Origin of the sequence: Arcticibacter sp. (genome assembly GCF_045629565.1) — a bacterium.
Taxonomy (GTDB): domain Bacteria; phylum Bacteroidota; class Bacteroidia; order Sphingobacteriales; family Sphingobacteriaceae; genus Arcticibacter.
The window spans coordinates 51783-71445 of sequence record NZ_JAZQRL010000081.1; the positions used below are offsets into that span (position 1 = coordinate 51783).

The window sequence follows — 19663 nt, forward strand, 5'->3', positions numbered from 1 at the left end:
TCCAGTTTCTTCAGCCTCCCGTCCACACACTATTTAAGCACCACATTGGAGAAATACTTGTTAAATATTGACAAAGCTTTTTCTTTGCTCTCCTCTGTAGGGCTTTCCGTGTCCTTCAATGGGTAATTCATCTTCATCAATTCCCATTTGTGCAGACCCAGCTGATGAAATGGAATAATCTCAACGCGATCAACGGTCTTGAAATCTGTAAAACGTTGTCCCCATTCTTCCAGATACTCCTCCTGGTCCGTCCATCCAGGTACAAGCACATATCTCAACCACATTCGTTTCCCTGTTGACTCCCGATAGTCTGCCAGAGCAAGCGTGGCCTTATTGGTTAGGCCGGTAAGCTGATGATGAATCTCGTCGTTAATATGCTTAACATCCAGCAACAGCAAATCCGTATGTTCCAGAAGTTCATGAACCTGATCATTGTTTAATCTGCCGTTTGTGTCAAGGCAAGTATTTATTCCCTCTGCATGAAGGCGTTTAAAAAACGTGCTTAGCTTGCTTCTTTGCAAAAGAGGCTCGCCGCCCGAAACCGTCACGCCCCCAAATTTGCCGAAGTAAGACTTCTGTCGAACGGCCCTTTCTACCAGTTCATCAATGGCCACCAACGTGCCGCCCCGGACGTCAAGAGTATCCGGATTCTGACAATATAAGCACCGGAACTGGCATCCCTGAACAAAGATCACCATTCTAATTCCTGGTCCGTCATGCGTTCCAAAAGTTTCCAGTGAATGAATCCGTAAGTGTTCCGGATCATCAAAATTCAACTTAGCCGCCTCAATATCCTGTAATGGAAAGTACATGTCGTAAGATGTGAAAAATAATTCAAAAAAAAGAGGTCAGGTTTATAACCTGACCTCCAACTATTAATATATATATAAATCGGTTACATGTTTTCGTGGAACGTTCTCGCAATTACCTCCAATTGATGCGCACGTGACAGACGAACAAAGTTCACTGCATACCCCGAAACGCGGATGGTTAATTGTGGATAATTCTCAGGATGGTTGTATGCATCCATCAATGTTTCTCTGTTCAGTACGTTCACGTTCAGGTGGTGAGCCATGTGTTTAAAGTAACCTTCCATGGTGTTCACCAGGTTGGTAATCTGTTCTTCACGGGTATCACCCAAAGACTTAGGGATCATTGAGAAGGTGTTCGATATACCGTCCTGCGCGTCATTATAATTCAGCTTCGCTACAGAATTTAAAGAAGCGATAGCTCCGCTGCTGTCACGTCCATGCATCGGGTTCGCGCCCGGAGCAAAAGACTCTCCTGCCTTACGTCCGTCCGGCGTTGCACCTGTGTTCGTGCCATACATCACGTTAGATGTAATAGTCAGCAAAGACAAAGTAGGAGTTGAATTTTTATATGTCGCGTGTTTTCTCAGTTCATTGATGAAATAGTGCGTAATCTCCTGAGCGATAGAATCCGGACGGTCATCGTCGTTACCAAACTGAGGATATTCCCCTTCGATCTTGAAATCAACAGTCAGACCTTTTTCGTTTCTGACAGGAGTCACCTTGGCGTATTTGATCGCAGACAGCGAGTCGGCAATAATCGAAATACCCGCCGCACCATATGCGATATCAATATGAGGATCTGAATCAATCAAAGCCATTTGGGCTCTTTCATAATAATACTTATCGTGCATGTAGTGAATAATGAACATCGCCTTAGCATATACTCTTGCAAGATCACTCAGCGTACGTTTAAATACGTCCAATACCAGATCATAGTCAAGCGGACCTTCAGGTAATTCAGGGATACCCTTGATGATCTCAGTACCTTCATGTTCTTCCCGTCCTCCGTTCAGCGCGATCAAGAGCGCCTTAGGCAAGTTCGCACGGGCACCGAAGTGTTGGATTGATTTGCCGATCTCCTGGTAAGAAACACAGCATGCAATGCCATAATCATCCGACCCCCGGTTAGGGCGCATCAGGTCATCGTTCTCATATTGAATGGAAGAAGTATCAATCGACACCTGAGCGCAGAAGTTCTTGAATCCCTCAGGAAGGTTCTCAGACCACAATACAGTCAGGTTTGGCTCAGGTGAAGCCCCCAGGTTATATAAAGTCTGAAGGAAACGGAATGACGTTTTAGTAACCTTCGTACGTCCGTCATTCAGCTGGCCACCAATAGATTCAGTTACCCATGTTGGGTCACCACCAAAAATTTCATCATAAGAACCAGGGCGCAAGTGACGGACCAGTCTGAGTTTCATAACAAACTGATCAACTAGCTCCTGAGCTTCCTCTTCTGTAAGAATGCCCGCCTCCAGGTCTCTCTCAATATAAATGTCAAGGAAAGAAGATACATTACCGAGTGACATCGCCGCACCGTCCTGCTCCTTTACGGCCGCCAGGTAGGCAAAGTATACCCATTGAACAGCCTGATGTGCATTTGCCGCAGGTTTTGAAACATCAAAACCATACTCTGCCGCCATGGTGATCATATCTTTCAACGCAGAGATCTGAGAGTTGATTTCTTCACGGAGACGAACTTTATGCTCAGTCATCTCTCCGTCAACTCTGGCCAGGTCAGCCTTTTTGAAGTTGATCAGCGCGTCAGCTCCGTATAAAGCAAGGCGACGGAAGTCACCAATTATACGGCCACGTGCGTAGTTATCAGGAAGTCCTGTCAGAACATGTTTGGAACGGTATTTCCTGATCTCAGGATCGTAAGCGGCAAAAACACCTTCATTATGGTTCCTGGCATATTTAAACACGTCTTTTACACGATCTGAAACTTCAAGACCACGTTCCTTTACTGCAGACTCTACCAGTTTGATGCCACCGAAAGGTTTCATCGCTCTTTTCAGGAGCTGGTCTGTCTGAAGGCCAACGATCACCTCGTCGTCCTGTTTAATATATCCTGGCCTGAAGGCCGTCATGTTAGATATGGTCTCAGTGTCTATCGCAAGGCACCCATTGTTAGCTCTTTCCTGTAAAAGCGCTTCCTTAGTTGCATTCCACAGATTTGTGGTCTTAGCAGAAGGTCCAGATAGGAATGATGAATCTCCGGTATATGGTCTGATGTTTTTTACAACGAAATCATATACGTTTAATGTTGTGTTCCATTCTCCTTGTTCAAATGGAATTGCTGTGACATCTGTTTTCATAATCTAAAAAATTACTCTTCGTTCATATTAGAATACATCAAATCTACGCAGATAAACGGTCATTAAATGTGACTGGCGTCATGTATTCCAATGATTTAAGGATCATTAATAAATGTCCTGAAAAATTAATGTATTGTTAAGAAATTACCTCTTTCGTTAATATTTTCGTTTTTAAAGCTATAGCGTCCCGATCTATTTTCAGTTTACCTTTCAAAATCCAGGCCATTATAGCGGTAGCCAGCAAAATGCCCGAAAAGCCCGTAAAGATAGGCGAGTAATCATCGGTAAGTGTGATCAGCCAGGGTCCTGCAAAAGCGGCTGCAGACCAGGCAATGAGCACATACCCCAGTACGGATCCCATTTTATCCGCACCGTAGATATCCTTGATAAAAGCAGGCATGGTAGCAAATGCTCCTCCATAACAACTAATAATCACCAGCACTGCCAGGTAAAACAGCCACGCGGCGGGAGTCAGGCTTAAACTGAAAAAGCAGGCGCTGCCTATCACGAAGAAGCACATAAACGTATTCCATCTGCCTATTTTATCTGAGACACTGGACCATATCAATCTCCCCAAGCCGTTAAACAACCCAATAATTCCTACGAATACGATTGCCGCAGCATCGCTGATATGGATGATATCTTTCGCCATAGGAGCGGCTACAGCGATCAAAGCAATACCACACGTTGTATTGAAAAAAAGCATCAGCCAGAGACCATAGAAACGCACATCAGAAAGTAAAGCCGAAGCTGGAACCGAAGATCCTCCGCTGTGATCATCTGCAACGATTACCGAAGGAGATAATGCCGGAACCGCCAGGTACATTGAGGCAGCCACCATCAAAGCAAAATAGCAGGCAGCCAGCAAATAGAACGTGTTTGACACTCCGGCCACTGCCGCAATTGGCGAAATGATTTGCGACGCAAGTACCGACCCAGCCGCGAATGACATGATCACTAGTCCGGAAGCGAAACCTGGCTTATCCGGAAACCATTTTACTACTACGGAGACCGGGGTAATATACCCGAATCCTAATCCGATCCCGCTTATAACGCCATATGTAAGATAAAATAAAGGCAGAGACCCGGTACTACTCGCCAATCCGGCTCCAGCGAGTCCTGCTCCAAAAAAAGCCGCTCCGAACAGCCCCGCTTTTTTAGGGCCGATCTTGTTTACAAAGTTTCCCATAAAAGCCGCGGTAAGCCCCAGGAAACATATAGCCAGACTAAATGCCAGCTTAAGTTGATGTGCATCCCAGCCGTTCATCGACTCCAGAGGTTTAATCCATACGCTATACGCGTAGATTGATCCGATTGACAGCTGTAAGGTCATTCCGGATAAGGCCATCAGCCATTTGTTCTTCGAATTCATCTTGCAGAAATTGTTGGCCCAAATCTAACGGCTCCGTACGTCTGAAAAACTGACCCAGGTCATTTATGCAAAAGATCACTATTTAAAGCGCTAAAAAAGAACCGTTTTCTCCGTTATAATCGTCAAATTGGTATCTTAGCCGAGTATCCACACCCATTCACGATGAAACCCATCCGATTTTTTGAACATATCCGGATTGATGAATATTCGGCCACTCCAAAGTATCTCCAGCTCACCAATTCCATCCTGATAGCCATCGAAGCAGGGAAGATCAGCAAAAATGATATGCTCCCTTCCATAAACGAATTGAGCTATGAGCTCGAAATCTCACGTGACACGGCAGAGAAAGGATATAAATACCTCAAGAAAATCGGGGTTCTGGCTTCCATACCTGGAAAAGGATACTATATTGCCAGTACCGAGTTTCGCCAGACACTCCGGATCTGCTTGTTTTTTAACAAGCTCAGCAGCCATAAGAAGATCATTTACGACGCGTTTATCGCTACGCTCGGCGAGCAGATCGCGGTCGACTTTTATATCTATAACAGCGATTATATGCTGTTTAAGAAACTGCTCAGCAATAAAATGGAAGGGTATTCACATTATGTCGTCATTCCCCATTTTATAGAGGGGGAGGAGAGTGCCTACCAGATGATCAATTCCATCCCCAAAGAGAAACTGGTCATACTGGATAAGAAAATCCCCGGTATAACGGGCGAGTATGCGGCAGTTTACGAAAACTTTGAGAGGGATATTTATAACTCCCTTGAAAAAGCCCGTAAAGCCCTCAGTAAATACCATACCATTAAACTGATATTTCCCGACAAAAGCTATTACCCGCGTGAAATTAAAAAAGGATATCTCCGCTTCTGCCAGCAGTATGCCTTCAATCATAAGATCGTGAACAACATATCTGCTGAGCCCATTCAGGAAGGGGAAGTTTACATCAATCTCATGGAAAGTGATCTTGTAACATTAGTAGAGAGACTGCTAAACCTCGATTTGAAAATCGGGAAGCAAATTGGTGTAATATCTTACAATGAAACTCCACTTAAACGCGTGATTCTAAATGGAATAACCACCATTTCAACAGATTTTCATCAGATGGGCACTGTCGCAGCGAAAATGATCCTTGAAAATTCAAACAAGCATATAGAAGTACCGTTTTCGTTAACTTTACGTTCTTCACTATAAAAAATAAAAACTTCTTTAGCACGCATTTGTATTTTTAATCAATGGTTAAACACACATATCAAACAGGTTTAATAGGCAACTGTGCATTTTTGGCACACGTACATAAAAATACCGATATCTCCTGGCTCTGCTGGCCCCGTTTCGACAGTACTTTCGTTTTTGGATCCTTGCTCGACGAACAGAAGGGCGGAGAGTTCAGTATCAGGCCCGCCAGTCAATTTACATCTGAACAGTCTTATCTGGAGAATACCAATGTACTGGTAACGAAGGTTACCTGCGATGACGGAGAGTACCAGATCACCGATCTCGCTCCGCGCTTTCTCCAATATGACCGGTATTTCAAGCCGCTCATGCTCATCAGAAAGATAGAGCCGATTTCCGGAACTCCACGACTTAAAGTAAAATGCGAGCCTGTCACCGAATATGGCAAAAGGAAGCTAAGAGGTCAGCGGGGCAGTAATCATATTGAATATTACGGAGGTGAAGATATCATGCGGTTAACAACCGATATTCCTATTACCTATATTTATGATGAGCGATATTTCGTGTTAAGTGAAACCAAGTATCTCGTTTTAACCTATGGGCATCCCCTCGAAGCACCTTTGGTAAGCACCTGCGAAACCTTCCTCAGGGAGACGGTGAAATACTGGAGGACATGGATTAAGTTCTCGTCTATCGCAGGCTTCTTTCAGGAATACGTCATCCGTTCAGCCCTGGCGCTCAAAATACACCAGTACGAAGATACCGGCGCCATTATCGCTGCCAGTACCACCAGCCTTCCCGAATACGATGGAAGTGGTAGGAACTGGGATTACCGCTATTGCTGGCTGCGCGATACGCATTATGTGTTAAATTCACTCAACCACATAGGCCATTTCCAGGAAATGGAGAAATACTTCAATTACGTAGCCGATATTTCCGTATCTGAAGAATCCCGTTACCAGCCGCTGTACCGAATCGACGGCAGCAAGCAACTGGATGAGTCTATTCTCGAATATCTGGACGGTTACAAAGGCAACAAGCCGGTGCGCATCGGTAATCAGGCAAATGAACATATCCAGAACGATATTTACGGTCAGGTCATGATTTCCATCATGCCCTTGTACACAGATCACCGTTTTATTTTCCGCGAACGTAAGGATTCCCGTAAATGGATTTCTTCTATTCTTGATAAGATCGAAGCCACTATCGATGAAAAGGATGCAGGTATTTGGGAATTCCGAAATTTTGCCAATACGCATTGTTACAGTAATCTCTTCCAGTGGGCGGGCTGTGGTGCTGCCGCCAAAACAGCCGCTACAATTGGTGATAAAGATCTCGAAGCTAAGGCACGAAGGTTACAGGCCAGAGCCGCAGAGCATATCGAAAGCTGCTATGATCCGGTCCGGAAGGTGTATACCAATGCAGTTGGCAGCGAACATCTCGATGCGAGCACGCTTCAGCTCATCATGATGGGTTATCTCGACCCCACCTCCGATAGGGCAAAGGATCATTTAAAGGCTCTGGAAGCTGAGCTAAAGACAGAGAGCGGTCTTATCTACCGATATTTACATGCGGATGATTTCGGCAAACCCAAAACGACGTTCCTTATTTGCGCTTTTTGGTACGTAGAAGCCCTGGCTTGCGTAGGAAGGATAGATGAAGCGGTCACCGAATTTGAAAAGCTCATGAAGTATTCGAATCATTTGAAGCTCTTCAGTGAAGATGTGGATGAGGAGACGGGAAGCCAGTGGGGTAATTTCCCGCAAGCCTATAGCCATGTGGGACTAATGAACGCGGCTTACCGTATTGCCATGAAGCTGGACAAGCCTATATTTTTGTAAATAAATAATCTATAAACAACAAAAGCCGCTCTGTACATCGTTCAGAGCGGCTTTTGTTGTTTATAGATTATTTACACTTCCTCTTTTGCTGCCAGTGTCCGCAATAATTTACGAACCTCCCGGTAATCGCGCATGTAAAAACGTGCAGCCGATATATTGCTACCTATCTTGATCGTATATGCATCAGCAGGCAGCGCCTTAAACATATCCTCATCAGTATGATCATCGCCCAGTGCCAGGATATAATCATAATGATCTTTGTCCAGCCATGAAGCTACCTTGCCCTTATTTACTTCGAAATTTTTGATTTCAATGACTTTGTTTCCGCCCATCATCTGCAGGCTTTTATCGTCAGTAAGGAACCGCATATTACTCATAAGCTCGTTCGCCCGAAGTTCGCCCAGTCCTTCTTCCACTTTTCGGTAATGCCAAACGAGAGAATAGCTTTTCTCTTCAATGAACGAGCCGGGGGTACGATCTACGTAGGTTTCCAGCATAGGCAAAAGATCCTGTTTCCACTGGTCATTTAAACCCGGTAACTTGGTCCACTCCCCATCTTTATGTTTCTGCCAAGCCCCATGTTCAGCAATAATATCTATCTTCAGATGACCAAACCAGTCTTCCAGAGTTTCATGGTTTCGGCCACTCACAATTACCACATCATTCATCGGCTCACTGATAAGCTCGTCCAGTATCTCGTAAAGATCATCATCTGGAAACGCCTGGTTAATGTTAGATTTAAACCCAACCAGCGTGCCATCATAGTCCAGGAATATAAGTCTTTTATTAGCCTGCCGATACTGATCTTCTAAATAAGTCATCGTTGCTGCACCTACATGTTTCGCCTGCATGGAAGCCTGTAGTTGTTTCACCTCTTCTAATCTGTCCATATATATTTTTACCCAGTGTCTTACATTAAATTTGGCCACGACTTCCCTCATCGGAACCATTCGTCTAAGTTGTTCTTCTACAGGCATATTAATAGCCTCAATCATTGCGCGGTATAGCTCGCCTACGTTGTTCGGATTAACGATGATGGCGTCAATCAGCTCTTTGGCAGCGCCCGCCATCTCACTTAGAATCAGAACGCCCGTGTTGTCGGTACGGCTTGCCACGTATTCTTTGCTTACCAGATTCATCCCGTCACGCATCGGCGTTACCAGGCATATTTCAGCCATATTGTAAAGAGCCGAAAGCATCTCCGTTTCAAAAGAACGATAGTAGTAATGAATCGGGTTCCAGTCCAGCGTGCGGTATCTCGAATTGATATTACCTACGAGCTTGTCAATCTCATCCCGCAGTTCCTTGTATTGCGGAACCGTATCCCTGGAAGGTACTACGATCATATACAACACCACCCGTTCGAAATATTCAGGATTCTTTTGCAGCAGGATGTCGTATGCCTGAAGCCGCTGGAGTATACCTTTGCTATAGTCAAGCCGGTCGATCGACAGGATCATTTTCAGATCGTGAAAGTTTTCCTTCAGTTTAGCCACGTTATCAAGCACTATGGGGTCGTGCGTGAGCGACTCATACTTCTTCTCGTCGATCCCCATCGGGAACGCTTCTACGATTACCTGACGGTCATTGTAGTTGATCTGGTTAGCGGAAGCATGCACCGGAAGGATGCGTGTGATGGAGCTTATAAAGTGTCGCGCATCATCAAACGTGTGAAATCCGATAAGATCGGCTCCAAGCATGTTTTCCAACAACTCTGCCCTCCATGGAATAAGCCTGAAGAGCTCATACGATGGAAAGGGGATATGCAGAAAAAAGCCAATTGTAATATCGGGTTGTTCCGCGCGGATCAGGCCTGCCAGGAGCAGTAGCTGATAGTCGTGGATCCAGATGATATCTCCAGGCTCGGCAATTTCCAGAACAGCCTCCTTGAATTTATGATTTACGGCCAGATAACTGTCCCAGTAACTCTGCTCATAATGTGCGTACGTAGGATGATAGTGAAAAACCGGCCAGAGGGTTTCGTTTGAAAACCCTTCATAATACAAATTGATCTCTTCCTGTGTAAGAAAAACGGGGAAGAGGTTTATTTCCTGAAGCCTGTCTTTTATTTCGGATTGTTTACTGGCTGATTCTACTTCAATACCGGCCCAGCCCAGCCACATATTATTGCCCTGACGATAGATGGAGCCAAGGCCTGTTGCAAGGCCGCCTTCACTTTGCTTCAATTCAATTCGATCATCGGATTCTGTGATTTTGACTGGTAGCCTGTTTGATACTATAATCGTCTTCATGAATTATTTTCCCTTTATTAATTAAGACTGAAATGCCGTTTGTGTTTGATTTTTTTCGAAAAAGGGCTATTCCTGATATCAGATTACATCAAAAAAGAGCAATCTGACTATATCTGAAATGCCTTACGTTGGCGGGCCAGAATGAGGGGCCCGAGCATTCAGCGGTCTAAGTAGGGCAAGATAAGAAAAATAATATTTACATAAGTTATTCACATAACTTATCCACATTGTTTTATAAAAGTACTTGATTTATAGGAACATAATGGGAAATTATATGTTGAGTACCCAGTGAACGAATAATTTTTGATCTAATTTATACTGTTATGACGCAAAACAGAGCTTTATCCATCAAAAATTGGATTAAGACGATGGGCTTCCAGTTGACTAAGTCGCATAGTCTGGATAATCGCAAAAAAAAGATCCGTTATTACACCTTAGGCAACTTTGGTGTATACGAAGAAATTACTCCCTCGAAAGGTATCTCGGGGCAAAAAATGAAGTTCATTAGCTGGACGCCCTGGGGAGATAACATCGAAGTGAATTCGGTTACCGATCTCTGGTCTGCGTATGAAGAATTCGAAATGTACAACCCTAATTTCGTTACCAATTGATCAATCAGGCAGGCGTGTATTCGAGATATGAATCCAGGCCTGCCTGATCATCCCATCTGCACTACCTGATCGTCTTCAGCTTTTCTGCAAGAACTTCGGATATTCGCCTGAAAGATTCCACACTCCACCCTGCCACATGAGGAGAAAGAAGAACTTTCTCATTCTTTCTGAGCTCGCTGTACCATTCCAGATCTTCTAATGTGGGGAACTTTTCAACTTCCAAAACATCAAGTCCTGCCCCGATTATTTTTCCGTTTTTTAAAGCACGAAGTACGGCCGCCGTATTCACTATTTCGCCCCGGGCTGTGTTTAACAGAATGATCGGCTTCCGGAAATGGAACAGGTATTCATCATCTACCATTTGCCGTGTTTCCCGGGTAAGGGGTATGTGGAAGCTCAATACATCGGCCTGCTTCACGATCTGTTCCATGCTCACTTCACGTGCAAACTCGTCACTGAACCCGGTCTTGTACTTGTCATAAGCGATGACCTGGGCACCGAAGCCGCTGAGTTTTCTCGCCAAACTTTGTCCCATGAACCCATACCCGATGATCGCCACGGTGCGGTCGCGAAGTTCGATACCGCGGTTCCCTTCCCGGTCCCAGATACCTTCCCGTACCTCCATATCAGCTTTTCGCAAATTGTTCATGATGGACAGAAGCATGCCTATTGCATGCTCGCCAACGGCGTCGCGGTTTCCCTCAGGTGCATTAATGCAGCTGATCCCTTGTGCGGCTGCAACTGCCAGGTCAATATTATCCATACCGGCGCCTGCGCGGGCTATGAATCGCAGGTTTGAGCCTGCCAGGATGAGTTCCTCGTCAATTTTGAACTTTGTACGAATCGCGATGCCCGAATAGCGATCAATGATTTTAAGCGTTTCTTCCCGGCTGATGTTGGGCATGTCATCTACCTCATATCCCAGTCTTTCCGCTTCGGTCTTAAAGACGGGATGAAGTTTATCGGCGATAAGTATCTTCTTCATGTGATCGTATAGATAGAAAGTACTGTTAATGTTTTACTCGGACGAGTGGACGGCTGCTGTTAATAAATTTGTCAAACGGACGAAGTCGTCTACACTTAGCCTTTCGGCACGGAGGTCGAACACTGGGTCAACCGGCATTTTATCTTTCGGAATCACTGATGACAGGGCGTTTCTGAGTGTCTTGCGTCGTTGATTAAAGCCAGCCTTTACGACCTTCCAAAAAAGCTTTTCGTCGCAATCCAGCTCCATAACATCGTTTCTGGTAAGCCGGATCACCGCCGATAACACCTTAGGAGGTGGATTGAAAACTCCCGCTTTGACCGTAAACAGGTATTCCACCTTATAATAGGCCTGTACGAAAACGCTCAAAATGCCATATTCTTTTGTCCCCGGAGCCGATGTACAGCGTTCTGCTACTTCCTTCTGAAACATACCTACCATTTCAGGTACCTGATCACGATGCTCCAGGATCTTAAACAGGATCTGAGACGATATGTTGTATGGGAAATTGCCTATAACGGCGACGTTACCCGGAAAAGTTTTCTTGAAGTCAAGTGCCAGGAAATCACCATTGATCAGTCGCTCTCCCAGTTGGGGGTATTTTTTATGCAGGAATTCAACCGACTCTCCGTCCAGATCTATCATATAAGTTTCATACTCGCTGGTCTGGAGCAAGAAATCTGAAAGGATCCCCATCCCCGGACCTACCTCCAATACCTGGGAGAAGCGCCCGGCAGGGTTTAAGCTGCCAACAATTTTAAGTGCTATATTCTTATCGGTAAGGAAATGCTGACCGAGGTGTTTTTTTGCGCGTACTGAGCTCATTTTGTAAATTATTGGAAAGACGAACAGGGTCTTTGATGTAGATACCGCAGGACGTTATCTGAGAACAAAATAAGTAATTTAAAGGCAGATTGAAGAATTGCGAGGTACTTATATAGACTTCATCATCAACTTCGATCTGCAAGCTGGTCTCATCATGTTCCCCTCTCGCACGCAAATGTCTGGTGGAAGCATTCAGATCGCGAGTCCAATTCCCTCAGCAACCTACCGTTTATGCATCCTTCCTACGTTGTCAATGGTTGCCCTTTTTTATTGGATTTAGAAAGGCCTCCATCTATATCAGCCGCTATAGCAGCAGTGATCGGCGCGAGTTGAGTCCGACTTACGACACGAAAAGTCGGACTCATGTGGGCTGCAAGGCTCCCTATATACGGCCGTATACAGATCCTGGTCCTTTGGAGTTATGGGTTTTTCCAGCGTTTCCATCGTCTTTCTAATTCGATCATTTACTCCAATTTGGTAAGGTGTTTTTAGGAATAAACAAAGCTTCTTTCCAAGTCGTCCGTAATCTTTTAATTAGGTTTTTATTTGTTAATATAAAGTGTATTAGCAGCAGAGGGGGATGGGGTTGATACTCGGTACTTATGGCAGTGGTGGTACAACCCGAAAAGAATGCATTCAATTAAAAGAAGGATAATCTGTGAGATTTGTCTGTAAAGTGTTTAATTTGTAAACTTACGTTTTGTAGGGGAAAGTACTTGAATTTTGATATGAGTGAAAAAATTAAAATAGGCATTTCAATAGGCGATGTAAATGGAATAGGGCTGGAAATTATTTTGAAAACGTTGATAGATCCGTCTATTTATGACTATTTCACTCCCATCGTTTATGGCACTACAAAAGTGGCGTCGTTTTATCGTAAGACGCTTTCCCTGGGGGATCTTAATTTCAATGTTATCTCCGATGCAGAACAGGCAAATCCTAAAAGGGCGAACATGATTAACTGCTGGGATGATGACGTAAAGATAGAACCAGGAGTTGCCAATGAGACAGGAGGTAAGTATGCGTTTATGTCTCTGGACAGGGCTGTGTCAGATCTGGTAGCAGGGAATATTGACGCGCTGGTTACGGCGCCCATCAACAAGCATAACATACAGAACGAGGAATTTAAATTCCCCGGACATACGGAATATATTCAGGCCAAAGTGAATGCGAACGATTCGCTGATGTTTCTTGTGGGTGAAGATTTAAAGGTTGGCGTGGTTACCGGGCATGTGCCGGTATCGGAAGTGGCGCAGCAGATAACCAAAGAAAGTATCCTGTCTAAACTTCAGCTGATGAAGGAAAGTCTGAAGAAAGACTTCTGGATTCAGAAGCCTAAAATTGCTGTGTTAGGACTTAATCCGCATGCGGGTGATAATGGCCTGATCGGAAAGGAAGAGCTTGAGATCATTATGCCGGCAATAGAAGAGGCTAAAGAAAAAGGCGTATTCGCGTTCGGTCCGTATCCTGCTGATGGATTTTTCGCGAGCGGTGCGCACCTGAAGTTTGACGGAGTGCTTGCTATGTATCATGATCAGGGTCTAATTCCTTTTAAATATATCGCCTTTCACAACGGGATCAACTTTACTGCTGGCCTGCCCGTTGTGCGCACATCTCCTGACCATGGAACTGGATATGATATCGCGGGTAAGAACCAGGCTTCAGAGAGTTCTTTCAGGGAGGCGATGTTCTCGGCGTTAAATATCGTGAAGCGCAGGAAGGAGATGGCCGAGCTGACTGCTAATCCCTTAAAGATTAGTAAACTTTCAAAAGACCGTGACTAAAGGGGGATGGAAAGCGGTAATATACCGGATAATGAAAAAAAACTTTTTCCGAGTCATTAAAATCAGTAGCTTTGCAGGCTCAATTGCCGTGCTTTGAATTTGTTACAGGAATATCGGATACCGTTTGTGGGATTGAAGTTAGGGACGCATCATTTTAGTTATAAAATCGATTCGCGGTTCTTTGACGAGTTTGAGTATTCTCTTGTTAAAAACGGAGAGGTTTCCATAGATATGGAACTGATCAAGCAGGAGACGATGCTTATACTGCAGTTCACGGGTAAGGGATCTATTTACCTTACATGTGACAGGTGTGTGTCTGAGTTTCCTTCAGTAATCAATATCGACGAGAGGCAGATAGTTAAGTTTACTGACGACGAAAACCTGGAGGATAATACCGATGAGGTTATCGTCCTAAGTAAAAATGAGCATGAGATTGATATTGCGCCGCTCATCTATGAGTACATTAACTTGGCTGTTCCGTATTTTAACCGATGCGACGAGCCGGGTATGACAGAGTGGTGTGATAAAGAAATGCTGGACAAGCTTGAGAAGCTCTCAGGTGCTTCAGCTGAAGAAACAGAACAAAATAGTGTGGCTGACCCACGGTGGGAAGCTTTAAAGAAGATTAAATAACATATAAAATAAAAAAACCAGGACGATGGCACATCCAAAACGGAAAATTTCTAAGTCAAGAAGAGATAAAAGAAGAACTCACTACAAAGCTGAGGCGCCTACCTTGTTTACCTGCAAAACTACAGGAGCGGTTCACTTGCCTCATCATGCATACAATGTTGATGGTAACCTGTATTACAATGGTAAATTAGTTATCGAGAATACCTCTATTGCTTAAGGTAATTTTCTGAAAATGAAAATTGGCTTAGATATAATGGGCGGAGATTTTGCCCCTAACGCTACAGTGTTGGGAGCAATTGCAGCTTATAAAGCCTTAGAACCACAGCAACAAAAGCTCGTACTTATCGGGAACAAGGATCTCGCTCAGCCTATCTTTGCTGAGCAGGGATTTAACCCTGATCTTATAGAGTTCATCCACACTACTGAGGTTATCGGTATGGGTGAACATCCAACGAAGGCAATTACACAGAAGCCCAATTCCAGTATCGGGATTGGCTTTCGTATGCTTAAAGAAGGGAGTTTAGACTCTTTTTCTTCTGCCGGCAATACGGGTGCTATGCTGGTTGGAGCGATGTTTAGCGTTAAAACAATACCAGGAGTGATACGTCCTGCCATATCAACTATAGTTCCGAAATTGAAAAAGGGCTATGGTATTATGCTGGATGTGGGCGCCAATGCTGATTGTAAACCGGATACACTATTGCAATTTGGTGTGTTGGGGAGTCTTTTTGCCGAAAATATCCATGGAGTTCATAACCCTAAAGTGGGCCTGATCAACATTGGCGAAGAAGAGGAAAAGGGCAATATGTTAGCTCTTGCTACGCATACGCTGATGAAAGACACGAACATGTTCAACTTCGTCGGTAATGTGGAGGGGAGAGACCTGTTTAACGATAAGGCAGATGTTATTGTTTGTGATGGGTTCACAGGTAATGTAATGTTAAAATTAGCGGAGACATTTTATGTTCTGACCAAGCAAAAAGGGTTTGAAGATGAATTTTTCGCGCGTTTTAATTACGAACAATATGGTGGAAGTCCGATCCTCGGAGTAAACGCACCGGTTATTATAGGTCACGGAATTTCCACTCCTGAAGCTATAAAGAACATGGTTTTGCTGTCGAGAAGTATGATTACGACCAAGCTTATTGATAAGATCAAAGCTGCTTTCAAATAATTCATAGAGGATTATGCAAAAAATACACGCTGCAATTACAGCGGTTCATGGATACGTACCTGATTATGTACTGACAAACCATGAATTGGAAACCATGGTTGATACCAATGACGAGTGGATAACCACCCGCACAGGTATCAAGGAAAGAAGGATATTGAAGGGCGAAGGCCTTGCGACATCCGATTTAGCCGTTCCGGCAGTTCTCGGTCTTTTGGAGAAACGCGGAATCGGCGCAGATGAGATCGACCTGATCATCTTCTGTACATCTACTCCGGATATGCCTATTCCGGCAACAGCAAATATTCTGGCTCATAAAGTTGGTGCGGTTAACGCATGGGGATATGATCTGCAGGCAGCCTGCTCGGGTTTTGTCTTCGGCTTAACCACCGGTGCTCAGTTCATTGAGTCGGGCAAACACAAAAAGGTGTTGGTTATAGGAGGGGATAAGATGTCGTCTATCGTTAACTATGCTGACAGGGCAACCTGTATTCTGTTTGGGGATGGCTGCGGAGCGGCTCTTCTGGAACCCAATGATGAAGGTTACGGCATTTTAGATTCTGTTTTAAAAAGCGATGGTGCGGGAAGTCAATCGCTTCACCTCCAGGGCGGGGGATCTTTATATCCGGCCTCGAACGAAACAATTGCCGATTCACGGCATTATGTTTATCAGGAAGGTCAGACGGTTTTTAAATCAGCGGTACGCAGTATGGCTGATGTAGCAGGGGAAATTGTAGAGCGGAATCATCTGAAGCCTGAGGATATAGCCTGGCTTGTTCCACATCAGGCAAACAAACGCATAATAGACGCTACAGCTAACCGTGCCGGTGTTCCTCCTGAAAAGGTGATGATTAACATCGACAGATATGGCAATACGACCAATGGAACCATTCCGCTATGTTTGTGGGATTGGGAAAGTAAGCTTAAGAAAGGCGATAACCTGGTAGTTGCTGCTTTTGGTGGTGGATTTACCTGGGGAGCGTTGTATATTAAATGGGCATATTGAGAATAGCTTCGTAGGTATCAGTCCCGAAATGGAGTGGTTAGTAGCTCTGTTCTGAAATTTGAAATTTAAAATTTAACCAGTAAAAATGGATATTAAACAGGTTCAGGAACTCATCAGATTTGTAGCAAAATCAGGTGTTAACGAAGTTTCGATCGAAGAGAAAGAATTTAAGATCACTATAAAAACTAATCAGCAGCCTACGTATGTGACTGCTGCGCTGCCGCCGGCAGCTGCTCCTGCTGCCCCAGCTCCTGCAGCTCCTGTTGCAAGTGCGCCGGTGGTATCAGCTGCTGAGGCCAAGGCTGCTGCAACAGCTCAGGAACTGGCTAATTATATCACGATCAAGTCGCCGATGATCGGTACGTTCTACCGTTCTGCAGGTCCTGATAAACCTTCGTTTGCGAATGTTGGAGATGAGATAAAAGCGGGTCAGGTAGTGTGTATCATAGAAGCGATGAAGCTATTTAACGAAATCGAGTCAGAGGTGTCCGGAAGGATTGTGAAAGTACTTGTGGACAATTCAAGTCCGGTAGAGTACGATCAACCTTTGTTCCTGGTTGAGCCAGCTTAAGATATATCATACGATGTGCACACATACAGATGGTTGAGACTTCTGTGGGTGTGCACATTGTCATATTTGCACATTTAAGTAGATTATGTTTAAAAAGATTTTAATTGCCAATCGCGGTGAAATAGCTTTACGTATTATTCGTACGTGTAAAGAGATGGGTATTAAGACTGTTGCTGTATATTCTACGGCTGACAGGGAGAGTTTGCATGTGCGTTTTGCAGATGAGGCTGTGTGTATAGGCCCCCCGGCGAGTAAGGATTCTTATCTGAATATTCCCAATATTATATCGGCAGCGGAGTTAACGAATGCTGATGCTATCCATCCTGGTTATGGATTTCTTTCTGAAAATGCTAAATTTTCGGCTATCTGCCGAGACTATCGTATAAAGTTTATTGGTGCTACCCCTGAGCAGATTAACGCGATGGGCGACAAAGCTTCTGCGAAAGAAACGATGAAGCAGGCAGGTGTGCCTACTATTCCGGGTTCTGAAGGTTTGTTGAGCGATGTCAAGCAAGGCATTCGTATTGCCGGCGAAATCGGTTATCCCGTTATATTGAAAGCTACGGCAGGCGGCGGTGGTCGTGGTATGCGCATCGTTTGGAAAGACGAGGAATTTGAAGCGGCCTGGGATTCGGCACGTATGGAATCGGGTGCAGCATTCGGAAACGATGGTCTGTATCTGGAAAAGTTTGTGGAAGATCCGAGACATATTGAAATTCAGATTATCGGCGATCAGTATGGTACAGTATCGCATTTGTCTGAGCGCGATTGTTCTATCCAGCGTCGTCACCAGAAGCTGGTTGAGGAGTCGCCATCTCCGTTTATGACTGATTCTTTGCGTGAAAAGATGGGTGAGGCCGCTGTTAAAGGTGCGAAGGCTGTAAAATATGAGGGGGCCGGAACTATCGAATTTTTGGTGGATAAGCACCGCAACTTCTATTTCATGGAAATGAATACGCGTATCCAGGTTGAACACCCGGTTACGGAAGAAGTGGTGAACTACGATCTTATTAAGGAGCAGATCCGCGTTGCGGCGGGTGTACCGATCTCCGGAAGGAACTATTTCCCCGCGATGCATGCTATTGAATGTCGTATAAATGCGGAAGATCCGGCTAATAATTTCAGACCGTCTCCCGGAAGAATTACTATTTTTCATTCGCCAGGTGGCCATGGTGTACGTGTAGACACTCACGTATATGCAGGATATCAGATACCTCCGAACTACGACTCGATGATCGCGAAGCTGATTTGCACGGGGCAAACGAGGGAAGAAGCGCTGTCGACCATGGAGCGCGCGCTCAGCGAATTTGTCATAGAGGGAATTAAGACAACGATTCCCTTCCACTGCCAGCTGATGCGTGATCCGAACTTCAGGGCCGGTAATTTTACCACCAAGTTCATGGAAACTTTTGAATATATAGAAGAAGCCATTTAATACTATTTAAATACCATTCATTGCAAAGATGAATGGTATTCTTGTTTACAAGATAATGAGCGAAAACAGAGGTAAAAGCTTAATTGAGTCTATAAAGGATAAAGGGAAATCGATGGAGGCGGAGATGTCTTTCTTTGATCACCTGGAAGTGCTGAGATGGCATTTGATCCGTTCTGCGGTAGCCATTGTGGTATTTACGGGGTTTGCTTTTTCGTATTATGACTTCATCTTCGACCAGATTATCATGGGACCTAAGAATCCGCAATTCTGGACTTACAGGATGATGTGTTCGTTATCTGAGCGATTTAATCTCGGTCCTGATTTTTGTATCACGGACATCCCTTTTAATATCATCAACACAGATATGGCGGGGCAATTTACGCTTCAGCTTAATTCGTCTCTTCTGATTGGCCTGATTTTGGGCTTCCCTTACCTGCTTTTTGAAATATGGCGGTTTGTTAAACCGGGACTGAATCCGAATGAAAAGAACTCGGCCAGCGGCTTCGTTTTCTGGGCCAGCTTGTTGTTTATCATAGGGATCCTTTTTGGTTATTATATTATCGCACCCCTGTCTATTAATTTCCTGGCAAATTATACGGTTAGTACCATTATTCAAAATCAGATTACGATTGATTCCTATCTGTCTTCTGTTGCAACGCTAACACTGGGCGCGGGGATAACCTTTGAATTGCCAATGGTTATCTTTATATTGTCTAAGCTTGGTATCATGACCCCCGCGTTTATGCGTTCCACGAGACGTTATGCTGTGGTCATCATCCTGATCATAGCGGCAATCGTTACTCCTACTCCCGATATTCTGACGATGATAACGGTAAGTTTACCGCTATTCCTGCTGTACGAAGTAAGTATC

Annotated in this window: 17 protein-coding genes; 11 read left to right on the forward strand and 6 right to left on the reverse strand. The window is 44.5% G+C overall.

What is annotated here, in order from left to right; genetic code table 11:
- Window positions 1–29 precede the first annotated feature (29 nt).
- The 3 genes from pflA to ACKI5J_RS10320 form a co-directional block, all read right to left on the reverse strand.
- Entirely contained in the window at window positions 30–812 is a 783-nt protein-coding gene (gene pflA, locus ACKI5J_RS10310; RefSeq protein WP_407429168.1) for a pyruvate formate-lyase-activating protein, read from the reverse strand.
- A gap of 83 nt (window positions 813–895) precedes the next feature.
- On the reverse strand, window positions 896–3130 hold the full coding sequence (gene pflB / locus ACKI5J_RS10315; RefSeq protein WP_407429170.1) for a formate C-acetyltransferase: 2235 nt from the start codon (window positions 3128–3130) through the stop codon (window positions 896–898).
- 136 nt (window positions 3131–3266) lie between these two features.
- Window positions 3267–4502, reverse strand: coding sequence for an OFA family MFS transporter (locus tag ACKI5J_RS10320; RefSeq protein ID WP_407429172.1), 1236 nt, complete (start codon window positions 4500–4502; stop codon window positions 3267–3269).
- A 162-nt stretch (window positions 4503–4664) separates the two neighbouring features.
- Here ACKI5J_RS10320 and ACKI5J_RS10325 point away from each other — a divergent pair, with 162 nt between their 5' ends.
- Window positions 4665–5696 carry a substrate-binding domain-containing protein gene (locus tag ACKI5J_RS10325; RefSeq protein WP_407429174.1) on the forward strand — a complete coding sequence of 344 codons (1032 nt, stop codon included), beginning with the start codon at window positions 4665–4667 and terminating at the stop codon, window positions 5694–5696.
- A gap of 41 nt (window positions 5697–5737) precedes the next feature.
- A complete protein-coding gene (locus ACKI5J_RS10330; protein WP_407429176.1) occupies window positions 5738–7519 on the forward strand; it encodes a glycoside hydrolase family 15 protein in 1782 nt (593 codons plus the stop codon).
- Between the two features lie 71 nt (window positions 7520–7590).
- On the opposite strand, the gene ACKI5J_RS10335 is transcribed toward ACKI5J_RS10330, so the two are convergent.
- Window positions 7591–9771 carry a bifunctional alpha,alpha-trehalose-phosphate synthase (UDP-forming)/trehalose-phosphatase gene (locus ACKI5J_RS10335; RefSeq protein WP_407429178.1) on the reverse strand — a complete coding sequence of 727 codons (2181 nt, stop codon included), beginning with the start codon at window positions 9769–9771 and terminating at the stop codon, window positions 7591–7593.
- Window positions 9772–10094: 323 nt separating this feature from the next.
- Between ACKI5J_RS10335 and ACKI5J_RS10340 the strand changes: the two genes are divergently transcribed.
- On the forward strand, window positions 10095–10382 hold the full coding sequence (locus ACKI5J_RS10340; protein ID WP_407429180.1) for a hypothetical protein: 288 nt from the start codon (window positions 10095–10097) through the stop codon (window positions 10380–10382).
- A gap of 61 nt (window positions 10383–10443) precedes the next feature.
- Here the strand turns inward: ACKI5J_RS10340 and ACKI5J_RS10345 are convergent, their stop codons facing one another.
- Both ACKI5J_RS10345 and rsmA read right to left on the reverse strand, forming a co-directional pair.
- On the reverse strand, window positions 10444–11367 hold the full coding sequence (locus ACKI5J_RS10345) for an NAD(P)-dependent oxidoreductase (RefSeq protein ID WP_407429182.1): 924 nt from the start codon (window positions 11365–11367) through the stop codon (window positions 10444–10446).
- Between the two features lie 33 nt (window positions 11368–11400).
- Entirely contained in the window at window positions 11401–12192 is a 792-nt protein-coding gene (gene rsmA / locus ACKI5J_RS10350) for a 16S rRNA (adenine(1518)-N(6)/adenine(1519)-N(6))-dimethyltransferase RsmA (RefSeq protein WP_407429184.1), read from the reverse strand.
- Window positions 12193–12920: 728 nt separating this feature from the next.
- Here rsmA and pdxA point away from each other — a divergent pair.
- The 8 genes from pdxA to tatC form a co-directional block, all read left to right on the forward strand.
- Window positions 12921–13976, forward strand: coding sequence for a 4-hydroxythreonine-4-phosphate dehydrogenase PdxA (gene pdxA, locus ACKI5J_RS10355; RefSeq protein ID WP_407429186.1), 1056 nt, complete (start codon window positions 12921–12923; stop codon window positions 13974–13976).
- A 93-nt stretch (window positions 13977–14069) separates the two neighbouring features.
- Window positions 14070–14609 (forward strand): YceD family protein, encoded by a 540-nt coding sequence (locus ACKI5J_RS10360; protein WP_407429188.1) that lies wholly within the window; start codon window positions 14070–14072, stop codon window positions 14607–14609.
- Between the two features lie 25 nt (window positions 14610–14634).
- Window positions 14635–14826 (forward strand): 50S ribosomal protein L32, encoded by a 192-nt coding sequence (gene rpmF / locus ACKI5J_RS10365; protein WP_106291573.1) that lies wholly within the window; start codon window positions 14635–14637, stop codon window positions 14824–14826.
- A 15-nt stretch (window positions 14827–14841) separates the two neighbouring features.
- The gene (gene plsX, locus ACKI5J_RS10370) at window positions 14842–15783 is read left to right on the forward strand and encodes a phosphate acyltransferase PlsX (RefSeq protein ID WP_407429190.1); all 942 of its coding nucleotides are present in this window, start codon (window positions 14842–14844) and stop codon (window positions 15781–15783) included.
- A 13-nt stretch (window positions 15784–15796) separates the two neighbouring features.
- On the forward strand, window positions 15797–16786 hold the full coding sequence (locus tag ACKI5J_RS10375) for a beta-ketoacyl-ACP synthase III (protein ID WP_407429192.1): 990 nt from the start codon (window positions 15797–15799) through the stop codon (window positions 16784–16786).
- A gap of 85 nt (window positions 16787–16871) precedes the next feature.
- Window positions 16872–17357, forward strand: coding sequence for an acetyl-CoA carboxylase biotin carboxyl carrier protein (gene accB / locus ACKI5J_RS10380; protein ID WP_407429194.1), 486 nt, complete (start codon window positions 16872–16874; stop codon window positions 17355–17357).
- An 85-nt stretch (window positions 17358–17442) separates the two neighbouring features.
- Window positions 17443–18792 (forward strand): acetyl-CoA carboxylase biotin carboxylase subunit, encoded by a 1350-nt coding sequence (gene accC / locus ACKI5J_RS10385; RefSeq protein WP_407429196.1) that lies wholly within the window; start codon window positions 17443–17445, stop codon window positions 18790–18792.
- 55 nt (window positions 18793–18847) lie between these two features.
- A partial coding sequence (gene tatC / locus ACKI5J_RS10390; protein ID WP_407429198.1) for a twin-arginine translocase subunit TatC occupies window positions 18848–19663 on the forward strand: 816 nt, incomplete at its 3' end.